Origin of the sequence: Metabacillus kandeliae, from assembly GCF_021166585.1 — a bacterium.
Taxonomy (GTDB): Bacteria; Bacillota; Bacilli; order Bacillales; family Bacillaceae; genus Metabacillus_B; species Metabacillus_B kandeliae.
The window spans coordinates 720552-736507 of the sequence record NZ_JAJOZE010000001.1 but is presented as its reverse complement, the minus strand read 5'-3'; the positions used below and the strand labels follow the sequence as shown (position 1 = coordinate 736507).

Sequence of the window (15956 nt, the reverse complement as noted above, 5' to 3'; positions counted from 1 at the left end):
CCTTTTCCAATTAATCTTATGTGTCCTAGAAGAGACTGTGCCTGGCAAACTTAAAGCCTTGTAAGCCCCCATCCTGCTACCCTTAGCCTATGCTGCAGCTTTTCTTAATAGAATGACGGTTCATGAGGCATAGCCCAAGCTCGTCCCTGCTTTTCTTCTTTGTTTATTTTATCACATTATTCTGACAGCTGTTACTTTATTTTAGGTCATTCAGTGTTTCATTGAATTTTTCAAAAAACAGATCTGCTTCTTCCTGATCGCCTTCATCATCTGCAGATTCAGGCAGCGGAGGCAGATCATCAATCGATCCCAATCCAAAGTACTCCAGAAATTCTCTTGTAGTGCCGTACAGTATGGCTCTTCCAGATCCTTCTGCCCTTCCGACCTCTTTAATAATTGCCTTTGTAACAAGTGTCTGAAGCGGGCGTTCTGTTTTCACCCCTCTAATTTCCTCAATTTCCGTTCTTGTGATCGGCTGCTTGTAGGCAACAATCGCAAGAGTTTCTAGGGCTGCCTGTGAGAGAGAAGAGGGGCCGGGGTTTTCCACAAGCTTTTTCAAATACTGGGCAAGTGTTTTCTTCGTTGCCAGCTGGTAAACGCCGGCAATCCCTGTCAGCATAATCCCTCGCTCAGTATGTGAATAGCTTTCTTTTAATGCTTCAAGAACATCTGCTGTTTCCCGTTCATCTATTTCCAGAACTTCGGAAAGCTGCCTGATGGACAAACCTTCGTCTCCTGCTGCAAAAAGAAGGGCTTCGGCAATAGCCTTCCATTCTGCCATTTTGCTATTTTCCATGCTGTTCACTCCCTGTGACGAAAAGGTCTGAAAAATTGTGCTCCTGCTCGATATTGATCAGGTTTTTTTTCATCAGTTCCAGAACAGCAAGAAAAGTTACGACTAAGTGGTCCTTTGAATCATAAGGGAATAAATCATAAAAGCTTCTTCGTCCCGGAACATTCCTGAGTTCCGTCATTATTTCATCCATTCGCTTTTCAATCGGAATTTCCTGCCGCGTTATTTTGGCCGAGGCCGGCCTTTGCAGCTTTTTCCGCCGCATCAGCTTTTGAAAAGCGCCGAGCATATCATATACAGACACATCGATCGGCCCTCTGTCGGGTTTAATATCTGATGCAAATTCGCTCAAATCGCTCGGCGGCTTTGTATAGAGCAATGCTCTGTCTTCTTCTCTTGCTTTCAGCTCACCTGCCGCTTCCTTATAGCGGCGGTATTCAATCAGCCTGTTTATCAGCTCTTCCCTAGGGTCTTCTAAAGCCTCTTCTCCGAATTCATCATCAAGAAGCATTTCCTCCTGCTTTGGAAGGAGCATTCTGCTCTTGATCGATAAAAGCGTAGCGGCCATAACAAGGTATTCAGAAGCAACATCAAGCTGAAGCTCTTTCATAGCGTGAATAAAGTACATATATTGTTCAGTAATTTCAGCCATCGGAATATCATAAATATCAATTTCCAGACGGTTTATTAAATGAAGGAGCAAATCCAGCGGTCCTTCAAATGCGTCAAGCTTAACATGGTATTTCAACTGTAATCCCACCAACATCTCTAATTAACCACTATCCAATAGTATAGAACATTCACGCCGCTTGTCCAATATATAATTAATTTACTTAGGAACGGGCAGATGCCCATGCAAGCCAAGCCGCCCGGTCATATGATGCCTATGTAAATGCCAGACATGAAGGAGGAAACAAACATGGGTGATGGCGGATTCGCTTACGGCGGAGGCTTTGCACTTATCGTCGTATTGTTTATCTTGTTGATTATCGTAGGTGCAGCTTGGTTATGCTAGTTGTTTGCTAAGGAAGGCGCCATTTGGCGCTTTCTTTTTCATTCCAGCAGCCGTTCTTCTTATGATAAACTTGCTTTAAAGCAAACTGACCTAAAATGAGGTGCTCCTTATGTATCCTGATGCATACATAGATTACTTAGTCCATTTTCATGGGGACAGAGATTATTTTGAATGCCATGAAGTACTGGAGGAATATTGGAAAGAAAAGCCGGTGCAGGAACGGAAGATCGTTTGGGTCGGACTGATTCAGCTCGCTGTTGCGCTTTATCATCATCGAAGAGGAAATTTTCCGGGAGCCCTTCGGCTGATGAACAATGCTGAAGGTATTTTTTCTGCTGAAAAAACAGCCTTAAAGAAACTTGGCCTAGATGAATCCCGATTATTAAAGCAAATAACTGCTTGTATCAATAAAATCAGAGAAGATGGACCATATGAAAGCATTGATCTCCCCATCGCCGATCAGTCCCTCCTGAATGAATGCCGAAAAGAATGCAAAAACCGCGGCATGCAGTGGGGTTCACCGAGCCAGCTTGAAAATCTCCCTTTAATTAACAGACACTCTTTGCGAAACCGGGAAGATGTCATTTCAGAACGGAACAGGCAAAAACAATTAAGGGAAGAAAAAAGAAAAAATGCCATCAAAAAAGCAGAGGATTAATCCTCTGCTTTTAAAGATTTTAAGGCTGTTTATTCATTGCAATTTTCTTCAGGCTGGCATTTCTCCAGAAAGCCTTCCGTAAACTCATCGGCGATAACCGCCCGGTTTTTATACATGTCCTGAAGCGCCCGAACCATCTTTTTCCCTATGCCCTGCTGGCGGTGGGACGGGTTGACGCTCACATGATGCACTTCAACCGTTTCTTCGTCCTTTAAAAAGACGCCGATGGCACCTATGATATCTTCCTCTTCTTTCCAAAGAAAAAGCTGCTGGTCTTTTTCTATTTCATAGCTTTTGATTGTTTGCTGCAGGTGTTTGAGATCTTTTTCATTTGGCATAAAAGAGAGAAGTCCCATGGCAATCTTTTCAAAGCTTTTCTTGTAGCGAATCAGCATAAATACCCCTCATTAGCGAAATAGCTACCCTGCTTAAGACAGCAGGAATAGCGTGCAAGTTCTTATCAAAGATAAAATTTGCTTTTTTCCGTCCATCGATCTGTAAAAATCGCTCCACAGAATATTATATACAGAAATTCCGCTAATTTAAACCTTTTTATGAGATTAGCCAAGTGTCTTCATTAAATTAGCCATCTCTATGGCTGATACAGCAGCTTCCCAGCCCTTATTTCCGGCTTTTGTTCCTGCCCGTTCTACTGCCTGCTCAATATTTTCTGTTGTCAAAACTCCAAAGATGACAGGAATGCCGCTTGTCAATGACGCCTGAGACACTCCTTTAGCCGCTTCATTGCATACATAATCATAATGGCTTGTGGACCCTCTGATGACTGTTCCTAAAGTAATGACTGCATCGTACTTGCCTGATTCGGCCATTTTCTTTGCAACAAGAGGAATTTCAAACGCCCCCGGCACCCATGCAATTTCCACATTGTCTTCTGGTATTCCATGGCGCTTCAGCGCATCCTCTGCACCGCCCAGGAGTCTAGAAGTAATAAATTCATTAAATCTGCCTACCACAATTCCAACCTTTAAACCTTCTGCAATTAAATTTCCTTCGTGAATTTTAGCCATTTCTGCACCATCCTGTTTTATTTTTCAGCTTATATATGAAGCAAATGCCCAAGCTTATCATGCTTTGTTTTTAGATAGCGTTCATTCTCCCGCACCGCCGGAATTTGCAGCGGAACCCTTTCGGCTACCTCGAGACCATATCCTTCAAGACCGGCAATTTTGCGGGGATTGTTCGTTAAAAGCCTCAATTTTCGAATCCCAAGATCTTTTAATATTTGAGCGCCGATGCCGTAATCCCGCAAATCTGCTTTAAATCCAAGTTTTTCATTGGCTTCAACCGTATCAAGCCCCTCTTCCTGAAGCTTATACGCCCGCATTTTGTTAATAAGGCCGATGCCTCTTCCTTCCTGGCGCATGTAAAGCAAGATTCCCTTGCCCTCTTCTTCGATTCTCTTCAAAGCAGCATGCAGCTGCGGGCCGCAGTCACACCTTTTCGAGCCGAAAACATCTCCTGTGATGCACTCTGAGTGAACTCTGACCAAAGCCGGTTCACCTTCCTCAATTTTCCCTTTCACAAGTGCCACATGCTCTTTTCCATCAAGGAGGTTTGAATATCCATACATTTTAAAAGTGCCGAAATCGGTCGGCAAATTGATTTCTGCTTCTCTTCTAATGAGCTTGTCTGAATGGTTCCGATACTTGATTAAATCTTTGATTGTGATTAATTTCACATCAAGTTCTTTTGAAAGCTCGATCAATTCAGGCACCCTGGCCATTGATCCATCTTCGTTCATGATTTCGCAAATGACGCCTACAGGTTCACTGCCGCACAATTTCGCCAAATCAACAGCTGCCTCTGTATGACCCGCTCTTCTTAAAACCCCGCCTTCTTTGGCGATTAAAGGAAAGATATGTCCCGGCCGGACAAAATCCGTACTTTTGGCATCCTTATCAAGCATTCCAAGGACTGTCCGCGATCTTTCAAAGGCGCTGATGCCCGTGGTGGAAGAAACGTGGTCCACACTGACGGTGAAAGCCGTGCCGTTAGGGTCTGTGTTATGGTTGACCATAGGCTGAAAATCCAGCACTTTTGCTTTCTCCTCTGTCATCGGCACGCAAATCAGCCCGCGTCCTTTTGAAGCCATGAGGTTAATAATCTCAGGAGCGGCTGCTTCTCCAAGAGCGATAAAATCCCCTTCGTTTTCTCTATCTTCATCATCTACTACAATCACTACTTTGCCTTTTTTTAAGTCCAGCAGCGCTTCTTCGATTGAATGAAACATATTTTCTCCTCCTGACTAAATAAAGCCATGTTCTCTGAAAAAATCTGCATTTAAGGGTTTCTTTTTGCCGCCTTCTGCGAATTTATATAAGTATTTCCCGACCATGTCACATTCAATGTTGACTGTATCTCCTTCACCCTTGCTGCCAAGAACCGTTTCCTGGAGTGTATGGGGAATAAGGGAAACCGTCACAAAGCCGTCCTTTAGGCCGAAAATGGTAAGACTGATGCCATCCACAGCGATTGATCCTTTTAGCATCAGCGTTTCTGTAATGAACTCTGAAGTCTGAATCGTGTAATAAACCGCATTCTCTTCTGCTTTTTTCTTTGCTATGATGCCGGTTCCGTCAACGTGCCCGCTGACGAAGTGTCCTCCAAATCTTCCATTTGCTGCCATCGCCCTTTCCAAATTAACAGGCGAGCCTTTTTTTAGAAAACGGAGATTGGTGGCTTTCATTGTTTCGGGCATCACATCTACGGCAAACGTCTTGTCATTAAAGCCGGTTACGGTCAGGCAAATCCCGTTAATGGAAATGCTGTCGCCAAGAACGATATCCTTCATAATCAATTCAGCCTGAATGTTGAGAACCATGGACCGTGAGCCCTGCTTTGCCTCAGCTACATGTCCAATTTCTTCAATAATACCTGTAAACATGCTGATCTCTCCTATACTGGCTCGGCTGTTATTCTCAAGTCGTTTCCTATCATGGAAACGTCCTTGAAAACCAAGCTTCCTGCCTCTTTCATTGTTTGCGGACCAACACCGCCGGCAATAGGCAATGCATCTCTGCCTATAATTAATTTAGGCGCCATATACAAAATCATTCTCTTAAAGGCTCGTGCTTCTATAAAACTTCCCATCACAGTGCTTCCGCCTTCTACAAGCAAAGAGGTGATGCCCTTTTCTCCAAGCAGCTTGAGGAGATCAGGTATTCTGATATCTTCCTGATCCATCTGTAAAACTTCGGCGCCCGATTCAATGAGACCGTTTATTTTTCTGGAATCCGCCTTGCTCCCTGCAACAATCCATGTTCTGGATTCTTCATCTGTCAGTACTTTTGCATTTTTCGGGATGCGGCAATGAGTATCCAGAATGATTCTAACAGGCTGCCTTTTTGCACCTGGAATTCGGCAGGTCAGACTCGGGTCATCGTGAATCACCGTATCCACTCCGCAAAGTATTGCGTCATGCAGCTCCCTCAGCCTGTGAACATCCTCCCGTGCCGCCTCGCCAGTAATCCATTTGCTGTCACCTGAGGATGCAGCGGTTTTGCCATCCATGCTGGCAGCTGATTTCAGCGTGACATAAGGCGTTTTTGTTTTAATAAAATGGAAGAAAAAAGCATTCAGTTCTTTTGCTTCCTCTTCCAATATCCCTACAGTTACCTCAATACCTGCATTCTTTAATTTCTGAATCCCTCTTCCTGCCACTTCGGGGTTTGGATCGACTGTTGCGATGACTGCTTTCTTTATCCGGCTTTGTATCAGGAGATCAGCACAGGGCGGTGTTCTTCCATAATGGCTGCACGGCTCCAATGTGACATATACCGTCGATCCCTTTGCTTTCTCGCCAGCCATGCGGATAGCGTGCACTTCTGCGTGCGGAGTGCCTGCTTTTAAATGAGCGCCAATTCCAGCCACTTCTCCATCTTTTACCACCATTGCGCCCACCATCGGGTTTGGTGCTGTCTGTCCTCTTCCATGCTCAGCTAAGGCAAGAGCTTGCTTCATATACTCTTCATCATTCAAAAGCGGCACCTCCCCTTGACTCTGATAAAATAATAAGACTAAAAAAAGCTCTAGGGAATATGTTCCCCAGAGCTTTTGAAAACGATCACATTTGCATGACAAACTAGAGCATAAATTTTCATTTTTTCAGAAAAATTATACCCGTCAAGAAAATTGTGATCCTTCTCCCATCCAGACTATACTGTCGGCTCCAGATTTTCACTGGATCCACCGTTAGCGAAACGCTACCGGGTCACGGACTTGGAAACAGAAACTGTTCCATCACCGCCGGTTGGGAATTTCACCCTGCCCCGAAGGATTACAATGTTATTAAGTTAGCCTTAACAAATATCATAACGAAGATAAAAATATTGTGCAACTGATAACATTCAGCACAAAGCCCAAACGCTTTGCTCCGCTCTTACCACTGCTACTTAGTAAAAAATAAAAGCCTGGAAATATTTCCAGGCTTTTCATTGTTATTCAGCGTCCCAAACTTTAACTTCCTTCATAACATCGCCGTTTTTCATGCTGCGGACTTCTTCAAGGCCTTCCGTAATCTGTCCGAAAACAGTATGAACGCCATTCAAATGAGGCTGCGGTTCATGCACAAGGAAAAATTGGCTTCCGCCAGTATCCCTTCCGGCATGCGCCATAGATAAAGCGCCTGCAGTATGCTTGTGAGGATTTCCTTCTGTTTCGCATTTGATTGTGTAGCCGGGACCTCCAGTACCGTTGCCGTTGGGATCGCCGCCTTGGCTAACGAAACCAGGAATAACGCGGTGGAATGTCAGGCCGTTATAAAACCCTTCATTTGCAAGCTTTTCAAAGTTTGCTACTGTTCCAGGTGCTTCGTTCGGGAAAAGGTCAATGTTGATTTGTGTGCCGTTCTCCATTGTAATCTGTGCTTTTTTCATAAGATTGAAACCTCCGTTATAGTTTATGCGTCTAATCATTGAGACCGTAATCTATTCTACTATATTGCGGCTTCAGAAGCTATAAGACTGCGCTTCTGCATATAGTCCTGCATAAAAAATCTCTTAACATTTCAAGAAAAAGGACTATAATAAGTTTGTCCGCGTTATGCGGATTGTACCTACAAGGAGGGTATTCCAGTGAAAAAAGGGATCGTTTTAATTCTCGCAGCCATGCTGCTTGCCGCACCAAAGGTAAGTTTTGCAGACAGTGCTGTAGGAGATGTCATTGTTACATTGGGTGAAAATCTGACAGCAGGACAAAAAGATGCACTGCTGAAGGAAATGAGTGCGCCCGAGGACGCGCAGATGGTTACTGTTTCAAATGCAGAAGAGCATAAATATCTAGGAAAATATGTACCAGCTTCTCAAATCGGTACAAAAGCGCTTTCCTCTTCATCTATTAAAATAGAAAACAAGGGTTCCGGATTAGAAGTTAAAACAAACAACATTAACTGGGTAACAGATGAAATGTACTTGAATGCGCTTATGACTGCTGGTGTAAAGGATGCCACTGTTTATGTGACAGCACCGACACAGGTTTCAGGAACTGCTGCTCTGACAGGTCTCATGAAAGCCTATGAAGTAAGCTCAGACAAAGCAATTCCAGAAGATGTGAAACAGGTGGCAAACCAGGAGCTTGTGACAACAGCCAAGCTTGGCGAAGAGCACGGCCAGGAAAATGCAGCAGCTCTTTTAGCAAAAATTAAAGAAGAGGTCGCTAAAAACGGACTTCCGAAGGACGACGCAGAACTCAAGCAAATGATTGAAAAGGCTGCAAAGGATTTGAACATTACTTTAAGCGAAGCTGATATTCAAAAGCTGATTGACCTTTTCCACAGCATGCAAAATGCCAATATTGACTGGAACCAGGTTGGCCAGCAGCTTGATCAAGCAAAAGACAAAATCACAAAGTATATTCAGTCAGATGAAGGACAAAGCTTCCTCAAAAAAGCACAGGACTTCTTTGCTGCATTATGGAATGCGATCGTTTCCCTGTTCTCAGGGAAATAAGAAAAGCGCAAGCGGCTCGTTCAGCCCCGACAAGCGCTGGAGAAAAAATCCTAAAAGTCTGGTTTTGGACTTTTAGGATTTTTTTGAAGCGACTCGAGGGGCTAGCCGCTGGAGCTGGACAAGAAAAGGGCAAGCGGCTTGTTCCAATTCAAATACAAATAAAAGAGCCGGCAATTTTGCCGGCTCTTTTTCTTATGATTTATGAGAAACTTTATATTTTAAGGGCAGATCCAATGAAACCAGATCCTCAAAGGTTTCCCGCCTTACCACTAGCTGTTCTTCTCCTTCTTCCACAAACAGGACAGCAGGCCGCGGAATGCGGTTGTAGTTGTTGGCCATTGAATAGCCGTACGCACCTGTACAGAAGACGGCAAGCGTATCTCCAGCGGCTGCTTCAGGGAGAAGCACATCCCATAATAGCATGTCGCCGCTCTCGCAGCATTTACCGGCTATTGAAAAAGTCTTGTCCGCTTTTTCTGCCATTTTATTTGCCAGAACTGCTTCGTATTTTGCCTGGTACAGCGCAGGACGGATGTTGTCGCTCATTCCCCCGTCTACAGCCAAATACTGGCGGATGTTCGGCACTTCTTTCTGTGAGCCCGCTGTATACAGCGTTGTACCTGCGTCTCCTACAAGCGAGCGGCCGGGTTCAATCCATATTTCTGGCAGCTCAATCTCAAGCTCTGCAGCTTTTGCCTGGATTGTTTCAATCATTTTTTCAACGTAATGCGCAGGAGGCAGCGGCTCGTCTTCCTCTGTGTAGCGGATGCCGAAGCCGCCGCCGAGATTAACTACAGTTGGGACGTATTGAAACTGCTCTCTCCATTCGCCGATCTTTTGGAATATTTTTTCCGCTGCCAGCACAAAGCCGGCTGCATCAAAAATTTGGGAGCCGATATGACAATGGATGCCAAGAAAATCAAATGTGCCAGCATCGAGAACCTGCTTTATCGCCTGTTCAATCTGCCCGTTTTGAAGATCAAAACCGAACTTTGAATCTTCCTGTCCTGTTGTGATGTAGTCATGAGTATGGGCCTCAACACCAGGAGTCACCCTTAGGAGGACCGGTACCTTTTTATTCAGCTGCTTTCCGAGCAATTTAAGCAGGCTGATTTCATGGAAATTATCCACAACGATACAGCCAATTTGGTGCTGAAGCGCCATTTCAAGCTCTTCGGCACTTTTGTTGTTGCCGTGAAAGTGAATTTTGGAAGCTGGAAAGCCTGCCTGAATGGCTGTATATAGCTCTCCCCCTGAAACCACGTCTAGGGAAAGCCCTTCCTCATGTGCCAGCTGAAACATGGCAATAGAAGAAAAAGCTTTGCTGGCATAGGCTACCTGCGCCTTTACCCCTGCTTTTTGGAAGGCTTCTGTGAAACCCCTTGCCCTCTCGCGGATTAATGCCACATCATAAATATATAAAGGTGTTCCATACTTTTTGGCAAGGCTGATTGTGTCGGCTCCGCCGATTTCAAGATGACCATCGTTATTTACCGTGCTGGTTCCATGCAAAAACAATGTATATTCCCCTCTTTCCTGCAAGGCGTAGACCGTGCTGAATCCTTTAGTACAGCAAAATGTTAAACATACATTATCATAATTTATGAAACCTTTCAATCAGCAAATTACCGCGCAGGCTGTTTGCGCACCTTCTTCGGATGAACAATGCTCGGCCTGATTTTAGCGCCTGGTACATTTGCTCTGATCAGCACATTCCACATCGCCTTTGGGTTAAACGGTATGAACGGCCATAAATAGGGCGTATTTAATGATCTGAGGTGAACAAGCCAAAGAATGAGCGCTGTAAATCCGATGACGAACCCTTCCAATTTAAAAGCGGCAACAAGGATGACAAGCGAAATTCTGACCAATTTATTCGCTACGCTCAGCTCATAGCTTGGGGTCGTAAAAGATCCGATGGCTGCGAGCGAAACATAGAGTATGACTTCAGGCAAAAATAATCCCACATCTATGGCAATCTGGCCGATCAGCACGGCAGCAATGAGCCCCATTGCCGTCGAAAGGGCTGTAGGTGTGTGTATCGCTGCCATTCTTAAAAATTCGATGCCGAAATCCGCCAGAAGAATCTGAAGCACTACAGGAATATTAGATTGTTCATTCGGCCCGATGAAAGCCATGTTTTTCGGCAAGAGGGAAGGCTCCATCACAAACAGCATCCATAGAGGCAAAAGTGCAATAGATGCAAGCATGCCTAAGAAACGGACCCATCTGACAAATGTCCCGATTGTCGGCGTCTGCCTGTATTCCTCAGCATGCTGGACATGATGAAATAAAGTAGTCGGAGTGAGCATAACACTCGGTGAAGTGTCCGTAATGATGATCACGTGGCCTTCCAGAAGGTGAGTCGCTGCAACATCAGGCCTTTCGGTATAACGGACTAGCGGAAAAGGATTATAGCCCTGTTTAACGATAAATTCTTCCACTGTTTTATCTGCCATGGTAATGCCGTCTATTTCAATCGCTTTCAGTTCTTTTTTAACAATGTCCACAAGATCATCGTTCGCCACATCTTTTATATAAGCCACACAAACATCTGTTTTCGAACGGTCGCCGATTTTCATAATTTCATATCGCAGCCGCTCGTCTCTCAGCCGCCTTCTGATTAGTGCTGTATTCACAATAATGTTTTCAACAAAACCGTCCCTTGCCCCGCGAACCACCTTTTCGGTATCAGGTTCTTCAGGGTTTCTTCCCGGATAACTTCTTACATCAATGACAAGAGCGTAGCCCGCTCCTTCCAGGAAGACTGCTACTAGGCCTGATAATACCTCTGTTGCCGCTTCAGGCAGGCTGTAGACCTTTTTAACCTGCTGATTAACAAGACGGTTTTCAACAATTTCTTTAAATTTCATTGAATCCGTCTCAAAATCATTCACTTCCATAAGTTCTTTCAGAAGAAAAATGACAAATTGCGTGTCTGCAAGACCGTTGATAAAGTAAAGATTGATTTCCTTTCCCATGACCGTGAATTTTCTAACGCCAAGGTCAAAGCTTGTCCCCATCCCGGCATTTTCTTTAAAATAGTGCTCATTCGAAATCAGCTTCTCTGAAATCGGCTGCTGCTTTTCCTGCTTCAAGCAATCCGCTCCTTTCCAAAATAATCTGCACGGCTTTCATTGTAATGGGAGCCCCTTTTTGAATATGGTCTTTTCTCGCCATTTTGCCGATATCCCCTATGCCAATGACAATCGGAATATTCAGGCTGTCCAAAGAGTAGACAGTATCCCCGTTAATTCTTCCGATGTCGTATTCCTTGATGCCGCTTTTATCCACGCCGTACTCCGTGATTTCTCCATATCTGTCAATACAAAAATCCACTTTGGTCCACTCGCTCTGCTTCGTCTTTGAAGCTACTGCGACAGCTCCGATCACCTGAATTTGGGGATGACCGGCAACATACACCATCGCCGCTTCTCCGCTTCCGGCACCTGTCATCCCGCAATCATCAAACATGACAAAAACCGGGTCATAAGGCGCCTGCAGAATTTTGCGCACCAATTCAGGCCCTGATAGCACACTGGGATTGCCCTGAGAGCATGAAATGCATCGGCCCCCTGTTTTTTCGGCTACATAGGCAATCGTTTTGGCGGCATAGATATCTCCATCTGTAAACAATATGACTTTCCGGTTTTTTGCCATCGCCTGTTATCCTTTCGGCTTAAAAATAAGCGCCACTATAAAAGCGAATAAGATGGCAGAGGAGATACCGGCAGATGTGAGCTCAAATATCCCCATCGCAATTCCGATAAAGCCATGCTTATCCGCATGCTCCATTGCCCCGTGCAGGAGTGAGTGGCCAAAGCTTGTAATCGGAACCGTCGCCCCTGCCCCTGCAAATTCGATAAATTTATCATAAATGCCAAACCCGTCCAGGATCGCCCCGATGACGACAAATGAGCTCATAACATGTGCAGGAGTAAGCTTGAACACATCAAAAAGCAGCTGGCCAACAACACAGATCAAACCTCCTGCGATAAAAGCAATGATAAACTGCATTACGGCCTCACTCCTTCCCCTGCATATTCAAACACGACACCGTGAGCAATCGCCGGAATTGATTCTTTCTGCTGAACCATCGTCGGACTTAAAAGAGCTCCTGTTGCCACGACAAGCACTCTTTTTAAATTACCTTTTTTAATTTCATTAAAGAGATGGCTGTATGTGACAACTGCCGAGCATCCGCAGCCGCTTCCCCCGGCAAATACCTTTTGATCAGGCCTGTATATCATTAAACCGCAGTCATTGTGATTGCTGCTGATATCAACGCCTTCTTCCTTGAGAAGGTCTTTAAGGATCGGACTCCCGACTCCTGCCAAGTCTCCTGTTGCAATCAGATCATAATCCTCAGGCTTTCTATTAGTATCCACCAGATGCTGCCGGATCGTATCGGCTGCCGCAGGCGCCATAGCCGAACCCATATCAAATGGATCTTTCAGTCCAAGGTCCCACACTTTTCCGATGGTTGCTGCCGTAATTTTTATCGGGCCTGGTTCTTTGGAAATCAGCATAGCCCCCGCCCCTGTTACTGTTGATTGAGCTGTATCCGGTTTTTGCCCGCCGTATTCTGTCGGATAGCGGAACTGCCTTTCAACGGTTGCATTGTGGCTGCTCGCTGCTGCAATAACTTTATTGGCAAATCCTGCTTCAACAAGCACCGATCCGACTGCTGCTGTTTCCATGGAAGTAGAACAGGCTCCAAACAAGCAGAGGAATGGGATTTGAAAATGCCTTGCTGTGTAGTTTGCTGTTACATTTTGATTTAATAGATCACCCGCAAGAAAAAAATCCACTTCTTCTTTGGCTGTATTGCCTTTTTTCAGGCAATGATCGACAGCCTGCTGCATAAGGCGCCTTTCGGCAAGCTCCCAGTTGGCTTCACCGCAATGCAGGTCGCTGTGTGTGGCATCAAACAGCTTGCCGAGCGGTCCTTCTGCTTCCTTAGGACCTGCAGCTGTTCCTGCAGAATGAGCATAGATGGGTGTTTCAAACATCCACGTCTGTTTACCTCTTAATTTCACTGCCTGCACCTTCCTTTCATAGAGCTGTAATTATTTCATTGCCATGTTGAAGAAAAAGCGGATAATCCCGACGATATAAGCGGCAACCGTCCCAAATACAATGACGCTTCCCGCAAGCTTAAACATGTTTGTTGCGACTCCGAGGACAATTCCCTCGCTTCTATGTTCAAGTGCTGCGCTTGTCATAGAATTTGCAAAGCCTGTTACTGGCACCGCTGAGCCCGCGCCGGCAAACTGTCCGATTTTATCATAGATGCCGAACCCTGTCAGTAGCGCAGAAATGAGAATCAGTGTTGCCACTGTCGGATTCCCGGCTGACTTTTCGTCAAAATTAAAGTAGGTCATATACATCAGCTGAATCAGCTCTCCAAGCGTACAAATGAGACCTCCTACGATAAAGGCCTTCAGACAATTTAGAAACACATTAGGCTTTGGCTGATATTCCTTTACTTTTTCCTTATACTGATCTTTTAGTTTTTCAGACATATGTGATGTCTCCTTTGTCAGTGGTGTATAAAATAAAGCCAATGAAACAAAGATCCGGTAACCTTCCCCATTACGATGGCCATTAGGATAATAATCATCTTGTCCTGAATGCCGATTCTCTTTGCCAGAATAGGAAGCACATTAAGAACTTCCGTAAGCGCTGCAGCCAATAGGCCGATAAAAACCCCATCAAATAGTCCGACCGGAGCAGTTATGAATGCCGGCAGATACAGCATGGGATTGGCGAGGCTAAGCCAGCCTCCTGCTACTGCTCCGATAGCTACTCCCCATTCATAGGCTCTGATATAATCCCCTGTTTTGCTGAGCTGCGTCAGCCTTGGTATAATGCCAAGTACAGATAGAAAAGCCACAAACCCTGATCCCACCGCCAGCCCTCCGGCAAAGCCGATGAAAATAATAAGCAGGCTGCTAATCATCTTCGATTTCCTTTACGCTTTCTCTGTTTTCATTCATGGCAACATACTGGTCCAAATCAAGCTGATACTTGAACATCTCGACTTCAAGCGGACTGGGTTCTTCATTGATTCGTTTCTTGAATAAATGGTTGAAAAATAAAATCATCCCAAGACCCAGTCCAAGGGAATAAGGAATTTGAAGCAGGAGCGGGCTGTCTGATGTTTTGCCCGTGAGGATTCTGTAAAGCCTTTGGTGCACAGCCTGCATGCTCACATCTTCATGAAAGTTCATGATCGCCATCGCTGCACCGATAAAAAGAATCAGCCAGACAAGGACGAAAAGAAGCGGCTTGAACGGCTTTTTTTCATACACAATCTCGACGATTGTCTGGGAAGCTCCGATCGGCTGAACATCCAGTCCAGGCATTTCTCTTTTCAAAAGCTTAATCGCCTTCATCACATCAACGACAACCATATTTTTATCTGAAGGCGTGATTTTGTGAATGATGAGCCCGCCGGCTTTCTCCATCAGCTTTCTGTCCCCTGCCAGCTGGGCAATTTTTCCGATAGTCAGCTCATCCTCAGGATACACCTGAATTCGATGCCGAAGCCTTATGTAGAGGGTATTATCCATCCATCTCACATCTTTTCCGTCATCAGATTTTGGTCGTATATGTAGTATGCATTGGGCGGCGGCGAATCATTCGTTGATTGGCTGCAGATTTTTTCCTCTGCAATGAAACAGTTTTATCCAATTTTTTGTGCGGCAGAATTTTAACAACAAAAAAAGACGAACCGCTATGCAGTCCATCTTTTTGGCTAATCCATCCGCTCTTTCATTTGGGCGAGGATTTTCTTTTCAAGCCGGGAAACCTGAACCTGTGAGATGCCGAGCCTTTCCGCCACTTCTGATTGTGTCTGGTCTTTGTAGTAGCGAAGATAAACAATCAGCTTTTCTCTTTCGTCCAGTCCCCTGAGTGCTTCTTTTAAGGCAATTTTGTCAAACCACTTTTGCTCAGAGCTGTCTGCAATTTGATCAAGCAGTGTAATGGGATCGCCGTCGTTTTCGTAAACTGTTTCATGGATGGAGGAAGGAGCCCGGACCGCTTCCTGAGCCATGACCACTTCCTCCGGAGAAATTTCCAGGTAATGGGCGATTTCATTAACAGTCGGCACTTTGCCCAATGTCTTGGACAGTTCATCCTTGGCCCGGCGGATCCGGTTTCCGAGCTCTTTCAGGGACCGGCTGACTTTAACGGTGCCGTCGTCCCGGATAAACCGCTGAATTTCACCGATGATCATCGGGACAGCATAGGTGGAAAATCTGACATCATAGGACAAATCAAATTTATCAACAGACTTCAGCAATCCGATACAGCCGATTTGAAACAGATCATCAGGCTCATAGCCCCTGTTTAAAAAGCGCTGGACAACTGACCAGACTAAGCGCATGTTCTTCTGAATAAGAAGATCTCTTGCTTCCTGGTCGCCTTCCTGGCTTCTTTTAATAAGCTCTTTTACCTCATGGTCCTTCAGCTGAGCGGCATTTTTACCGTTTTTTACCTCAACATCCATGACAAGTC

Annotated in this window: 20 protein-coding genes and 1 riboswitch; of the genes, 3 read left to right on the top strand and 17 right to left on the bottom strand. The window is 45.1% G+C overall.

Annotated elements, in window-relative coordinates:
- Positions 1-196 precede the first annotated feature (196 nt).
- The gene (gene scpB, locus LRR81_RS03650) at positions 197-796 is read right to left on the bottom strand and encodes an SMC-Scp complex subunit ScpB (protein WP_231787925.1); all 600 of its coding nucleotides are present in this window, start codon (positions 794-796) and stop codon (positions 197-199) included.
- Positions 786-1559 carry a segregation/condensation protein A gene (locus tag LRR81_RS03645; protein WP_231787924.1) on the bottom strand — a complete coding sequence of 258 codons (774 nt, stop codon included), beginning with the start codon at positions 1557-1559 and terminating at the stop codon, positions 786-788. The genes scpB and LRR81_RS03645 overlap by 11 nt, the downstream gene beginning before the upstream one ends.
- A 153-nt stretch (positions 1560-1712) precedes the next feature.
- On the opposite strand from LRR81_RS03645, the gene LRR81_RS03640 reads away from it, so the two are divergent.
- Together LRR81_RS03640 and LRR81_RS03635 are read left to right on the top strand one after the other, a co-directional pair.
- A complete protein-coding gene (locus LRR81_RS03640; protein WP_231788608.1) occupies positions 1713-1808 on the top strand; it encodes a YjcZ family sporulation protein in 96 nt (31 codons plus the stop codon).
- A 109-nt stretch (positions 1809-1917) separates the two neighbouring features.
- Complete coding sequence (locus LRR81_RS03635; protein ID WP_231787923.1) at positions 1918-2466, top strand: DUF309 domain-containing protein; 549 nt, start codon at positions 1918-1920, stop codon at positions 2464-2466.
- Between the two features lie 29 nt (positions 2467-2495).
- Here LRR81_RS03635 and LRR81_RS03630 read toward each other — a convergent pair whose 3' ends face one another.
- The 6 genes from LRR81_RS03630 to LRR81_RS03605 form a co-directional block, all read right to left on the bottom strand.
- Positions 2496-2861, bottom strand: a complete 366-nt coding sequence (locus tag LRR81_RS03630; RefSeq protein ID WP_231787922.1) for a GNAT family N-acetyltransferase — start codon at positions 2859-2861, stop codon at positions 2496-2498.
- 165 nt (positions 2862-3026) lie between these two features.
- The gene (gene ribH / locus LRR81_RS03625) at positions 3027-3494 is read right to left on the bottom strand and encodes a 6,7-dimethyl-8-ribityllumazine synthase (RefSeq protein WP_231787921.1); all 468 of its coding nucleotides are present in this window, start codon (positions 3492-3494) and stop codon (positions 3027-3029) included.
- Between the two features lie 29 nt (positions 3495-3523).
- Positions 3524-4717: a bifunctional 3,4-dihydroxy-2-butanone-4-phosphate synthase/GTP cyclohydrolase II gene (locus LRR81_RS03620; protein ID WP_231787920.1), complete on the bottom strand. Its 1194-nt coding sequence runs from the start codon at positions 4715-4717 to the stop codon at positions 3524-3526.
- A 15-nt stretch (positions 4718-4732) separates the two neighbouring features.
- Positions 4733-5371 (bottom strand): riboflavin synthase, encoded by a 639-nt coding sequence (gene ribE, locus LRR81_RS03615; protein ID WP_231787919.1) that lies wholly within the window; start codon positions 5369-5371, stop codon positions 4733-4735.
- Between the two features lie 11 nt (positions 5372-5382).
- A complete protein-coding gene (gene ribD / locus LRR81_RS03610; protein WP_231787918.1) occupies positions 5383-6465 on the bottom strand; it encodes a bifunctional diaminohydroxyphosphoribosylaminopyrimidine deaminase/5-amino-6-(5-phosphoribosylamino)uracil reductase RibD in 1083 nt (360 codons plus the stop codon).
- A 155-nt stretch (positions 6466-6620) separates the two neighbouring features.
- Positions 6621-6767: riboswitch (FMN riboswitch) on the bottom strand.
- 156 nt (positions 6768-6923) lie between these two features.
- Positions 6924-7361 carry a peptidylprolyl isomerase gene (locus tag LRR81_RS03605; RefSeq protein ID WP_231787917.1) on the bottom strand — a complete coding sequence of 146 codons (438 nt, stop codon included), beginning with the start codon at positions 7359-7361 and terminating at the stop codon, positions 6924-6926.
- Positions 7362-7592: 231 nt separating this feature from the next.
- Between LRR81_RS03605 and LRR81_RS03600 the strand changes: the two genes are divergently transcribed.
- Positions 7593-8432, top strand: coding sequence for a DUF1002 domain-containing protein (locus LRR81_RS03600; protein ID WP_269448524.1), 840 nt, complete (start codon positions 7593-7595; stop codon positions 8430-8432).
- Between the two features lie 192 nt (positions 8433-8624).
- On the opposite strand, the gene lysA is transcribed toward LRR81_RS03600, so the two are convergent.
- The 9 genes from lysA to sigF form a co-directional block, all read right to left on the bottom strand.
- A complete protein-coding gene (gene lysA / locus LRR81_RS03595; protein WP_231787915.1) occupies positions 8625-9950 on the bottom strand; it encodes a diaminopimelate decarboxylase in 1326 nt (441 codons plus the stop codon).
- Between the two features lie 107 nt (positions 9951-10057).
- Positions 10058-11455, bottom strand: a complete 1398-nt coding sequence (locus LRR81_RS03590; RefSeq protein ID WP_231788607.1) for a spore germination protein — start codon at positions 11453-11455, stop codon at positions 10058-10060.
- A 25-nt stretch (positions 11456-11480) separates the two neighbouring features.
- Positions 11481-12092: a stage V sporulation protein AE gene (locus tag LRR81_RS03585; protein WP_231787914.1), complete on the bottom strand. Its 612-nt coding sequence runs from the start codon at positions 12090-12092 to the stop codon at positions 11481-11483.
- A 6-nt stretch (positions 12093-12098) separates the two neighbouring features.
- On the bottom strand, positions 12099-12449 hold the full coding sequence (spoVAE, locus tag LRR81_RS03580; protein ID WP_231787913.1) for a stage V sporulation protein AE: 351 nt from the start codon (positions 12447-12449) through the stop codon (positions 12099-12101).
- Positions 12449-13471, bottom strand: a complete 1023-nt coding sequence (spoVAD, locus tag LRR81_RS03575; protein WP_231787912.1) for a stage V sporulation protein AD — start codon at positions 13469-13471, stop codon at positions 12449-12451. The genes spoVAE and spoVAD overlap by 1 nt, the downstream gene beginning before the upstream one ends.
- A gap of 30 nt (positions 13472-13501) precedes the next feature.
- Positions 13502-13957, bottom strand: coding sequence for a stage V sporulation protein AC (spoVAC, locus tag LRR81_RS03570; protein ID WP_231787911.1), 456 nt, complete (start codon positions 13955-13957; stop codon positions 13502-13504).
- A 17-nt stretch (positions 13958-13974) separates the two neighbouring features.
- Positions 13975-14394 carry a stage V sporulation protein AB gene (locus LRR81_RS03565; protein ID WP_231787910.1) on the bottom strand — a complete coding sequence of 140 codons (420 nt, stop codon included), beginning with the start codon at positions 14392-14394 and terminating at the stop codon, positions 13975-13977.
- Entirely contained in the window at positions 14387-15007 is a 621-nt protein-coding gene (locus tag LRR81_RS03560) for a stage V sporulation protein AA (protein WP_231787909.1), read from the bottom strand. Before LRR81_RS03560 ends, LRR81_RS03565 begins: the two co-directional genes overlap by 8 nt.
- 185 nt (positions 15008-15192) lie before the next feature.
- Positions 15193-15948 (bottom strand): RNA polymerase sporulation sigma factor SigF, encoded by a 756-nt coding sequence (gene sigF, locus LRR81_RS03555; RefSeq protein ID WP_231787908.1) that lies wholly within the window; start codon positions 15946-15948, stop codon positions 15193-15195.
- Positions 15949-15956 lie beyond the last annotated feature (8 nt).

What these genes read in the sequence shown, in the direction of transcription:
- scpB (WP_231787925.1), bottom strand. Translation starts at nt 796, where the DNA reads ATGGAAAATAGCAAAATGGCAGAATGGAAGGCTATTGCCGAAGCCCTT.
- LRR81_RS03645 (WP_231787924.1), bottom strand. Translation starts at nt 1,559, where the DNA reads ATGTTGGTGGGATTACAGTTGAAATACCATGTTAAGCTTGACGCATTT.
- LRR81_RS03640 (WP_231788608.1), top strand. Translation starts at nt 1,713, where the DNA reads ATGGGTGATGGCGGATTCGCTTACGGCGGAGGCTTTGCACTTATCGTC.
- LRR81_RS03635 (WP_231787923.1), top strand. Translation starts at nt 1,918, where the DNA reads ATGTATCCTGATGCATACATAGATTACTTAGTCCATTTTCATGGGGAC.
- LRR81_RS03630 (WP_231787922.1), bottom strand. Translation starts at nt 2,861, where the DNA reads ATGCTGATTCGCTACAAGAAAAGCTTTGAAAAGATTGCCATGGGACTT.
- ribH (WP_231787921.1), bottom strand. Translation starts at nt 3,494, where the DNA reads ATGGCTAAAATTCACGAAGGAAATTTAATTGCAGAAGGTTTAAAGGTT.
- LRR81_RS03620 (WP_231787920.1), bottom strand. Translation starts at nt 4,717, where the DNA reads ATGTTTCATTCAATCGAAGAAGCGCTGCTGGACTTAAAAAAAGGCAAA.
- ribE (WP_231787919.1), bottom strand. Translation starts at nt 5,371, where the DNA reads ATGTTTACAGGTATTATTGAAGAAATTGGACATGTAGCTGAGGCAAAG.
- LRR81_RS03605 (WP_231787917.1), bottom strand. Translation starts at nt 7,361, where the DNA reads ATGAAAAAAGCACAGATTACAATGGAGAACGGCACACAAATCAACATT.
- LRR81_RS03600 (WP_269448524.1), top strand. Translation starts at nt 7,593, where the DNA reads ATGCTGCTTGCCGCACCAAAGGTAAGTTTTGCAGACAGTGCTGTAGGA.
- LRR81_RS03590 (WP_231788607.1), bottom strand. Translation starts at nt 11,455, where the DNA reads ATGGGGACAAGCTTTGACCTTGGCGTTAGAAAATTCACGGTCATGGGA.
- LRR81_RS03585 (WP_231787914.1), bottom strand. Translation starts at nt 12,092, where the DNA reads ATGGCAAAAAACCGGAAAGTCATATTGTTTACAGATGGAGATATCTAT.
- spoVAE (WP_231787913.1), bottom strand. Translation starts at nt 12,449, where the DNA reads ATGCAGTTTATCATTGCTTTTATCGCAGGAGGTTTGATCTGTGTTGTT.
- spoVAC (WP_231787911.1), bottom strand. Translation starts at nt 13,957, where the DNA reads ATGTCTGAAAAACTAAAAGATCAGTATAAGGAAAAAGTAAAGGAATAT.
- LRR81_RS03565 (WP_231787910.1), bottom strand. Translation starts at nt 14,394, where the DNA reads ATGATTAGCAGCCTGCTTATTATTTTCATCGGCTTTGCCGGAGGGCTG.
- LRR81_RS03560 (WP_231787909.1), bottom strand. Translation starts at nt 15,007, where the DNA reads ATGGATAATACCCTCTACATAAGGCTTCGGCATCGAATTCAGGTGTAT.
- sigF (WP_231787908.1), bottom strand. Translation starts at nt 15,948, where the DNA reads ATGGATGTTGAGGTAAAAAACGGTAAAAATGCCGCTCAGCTGAAGGAC.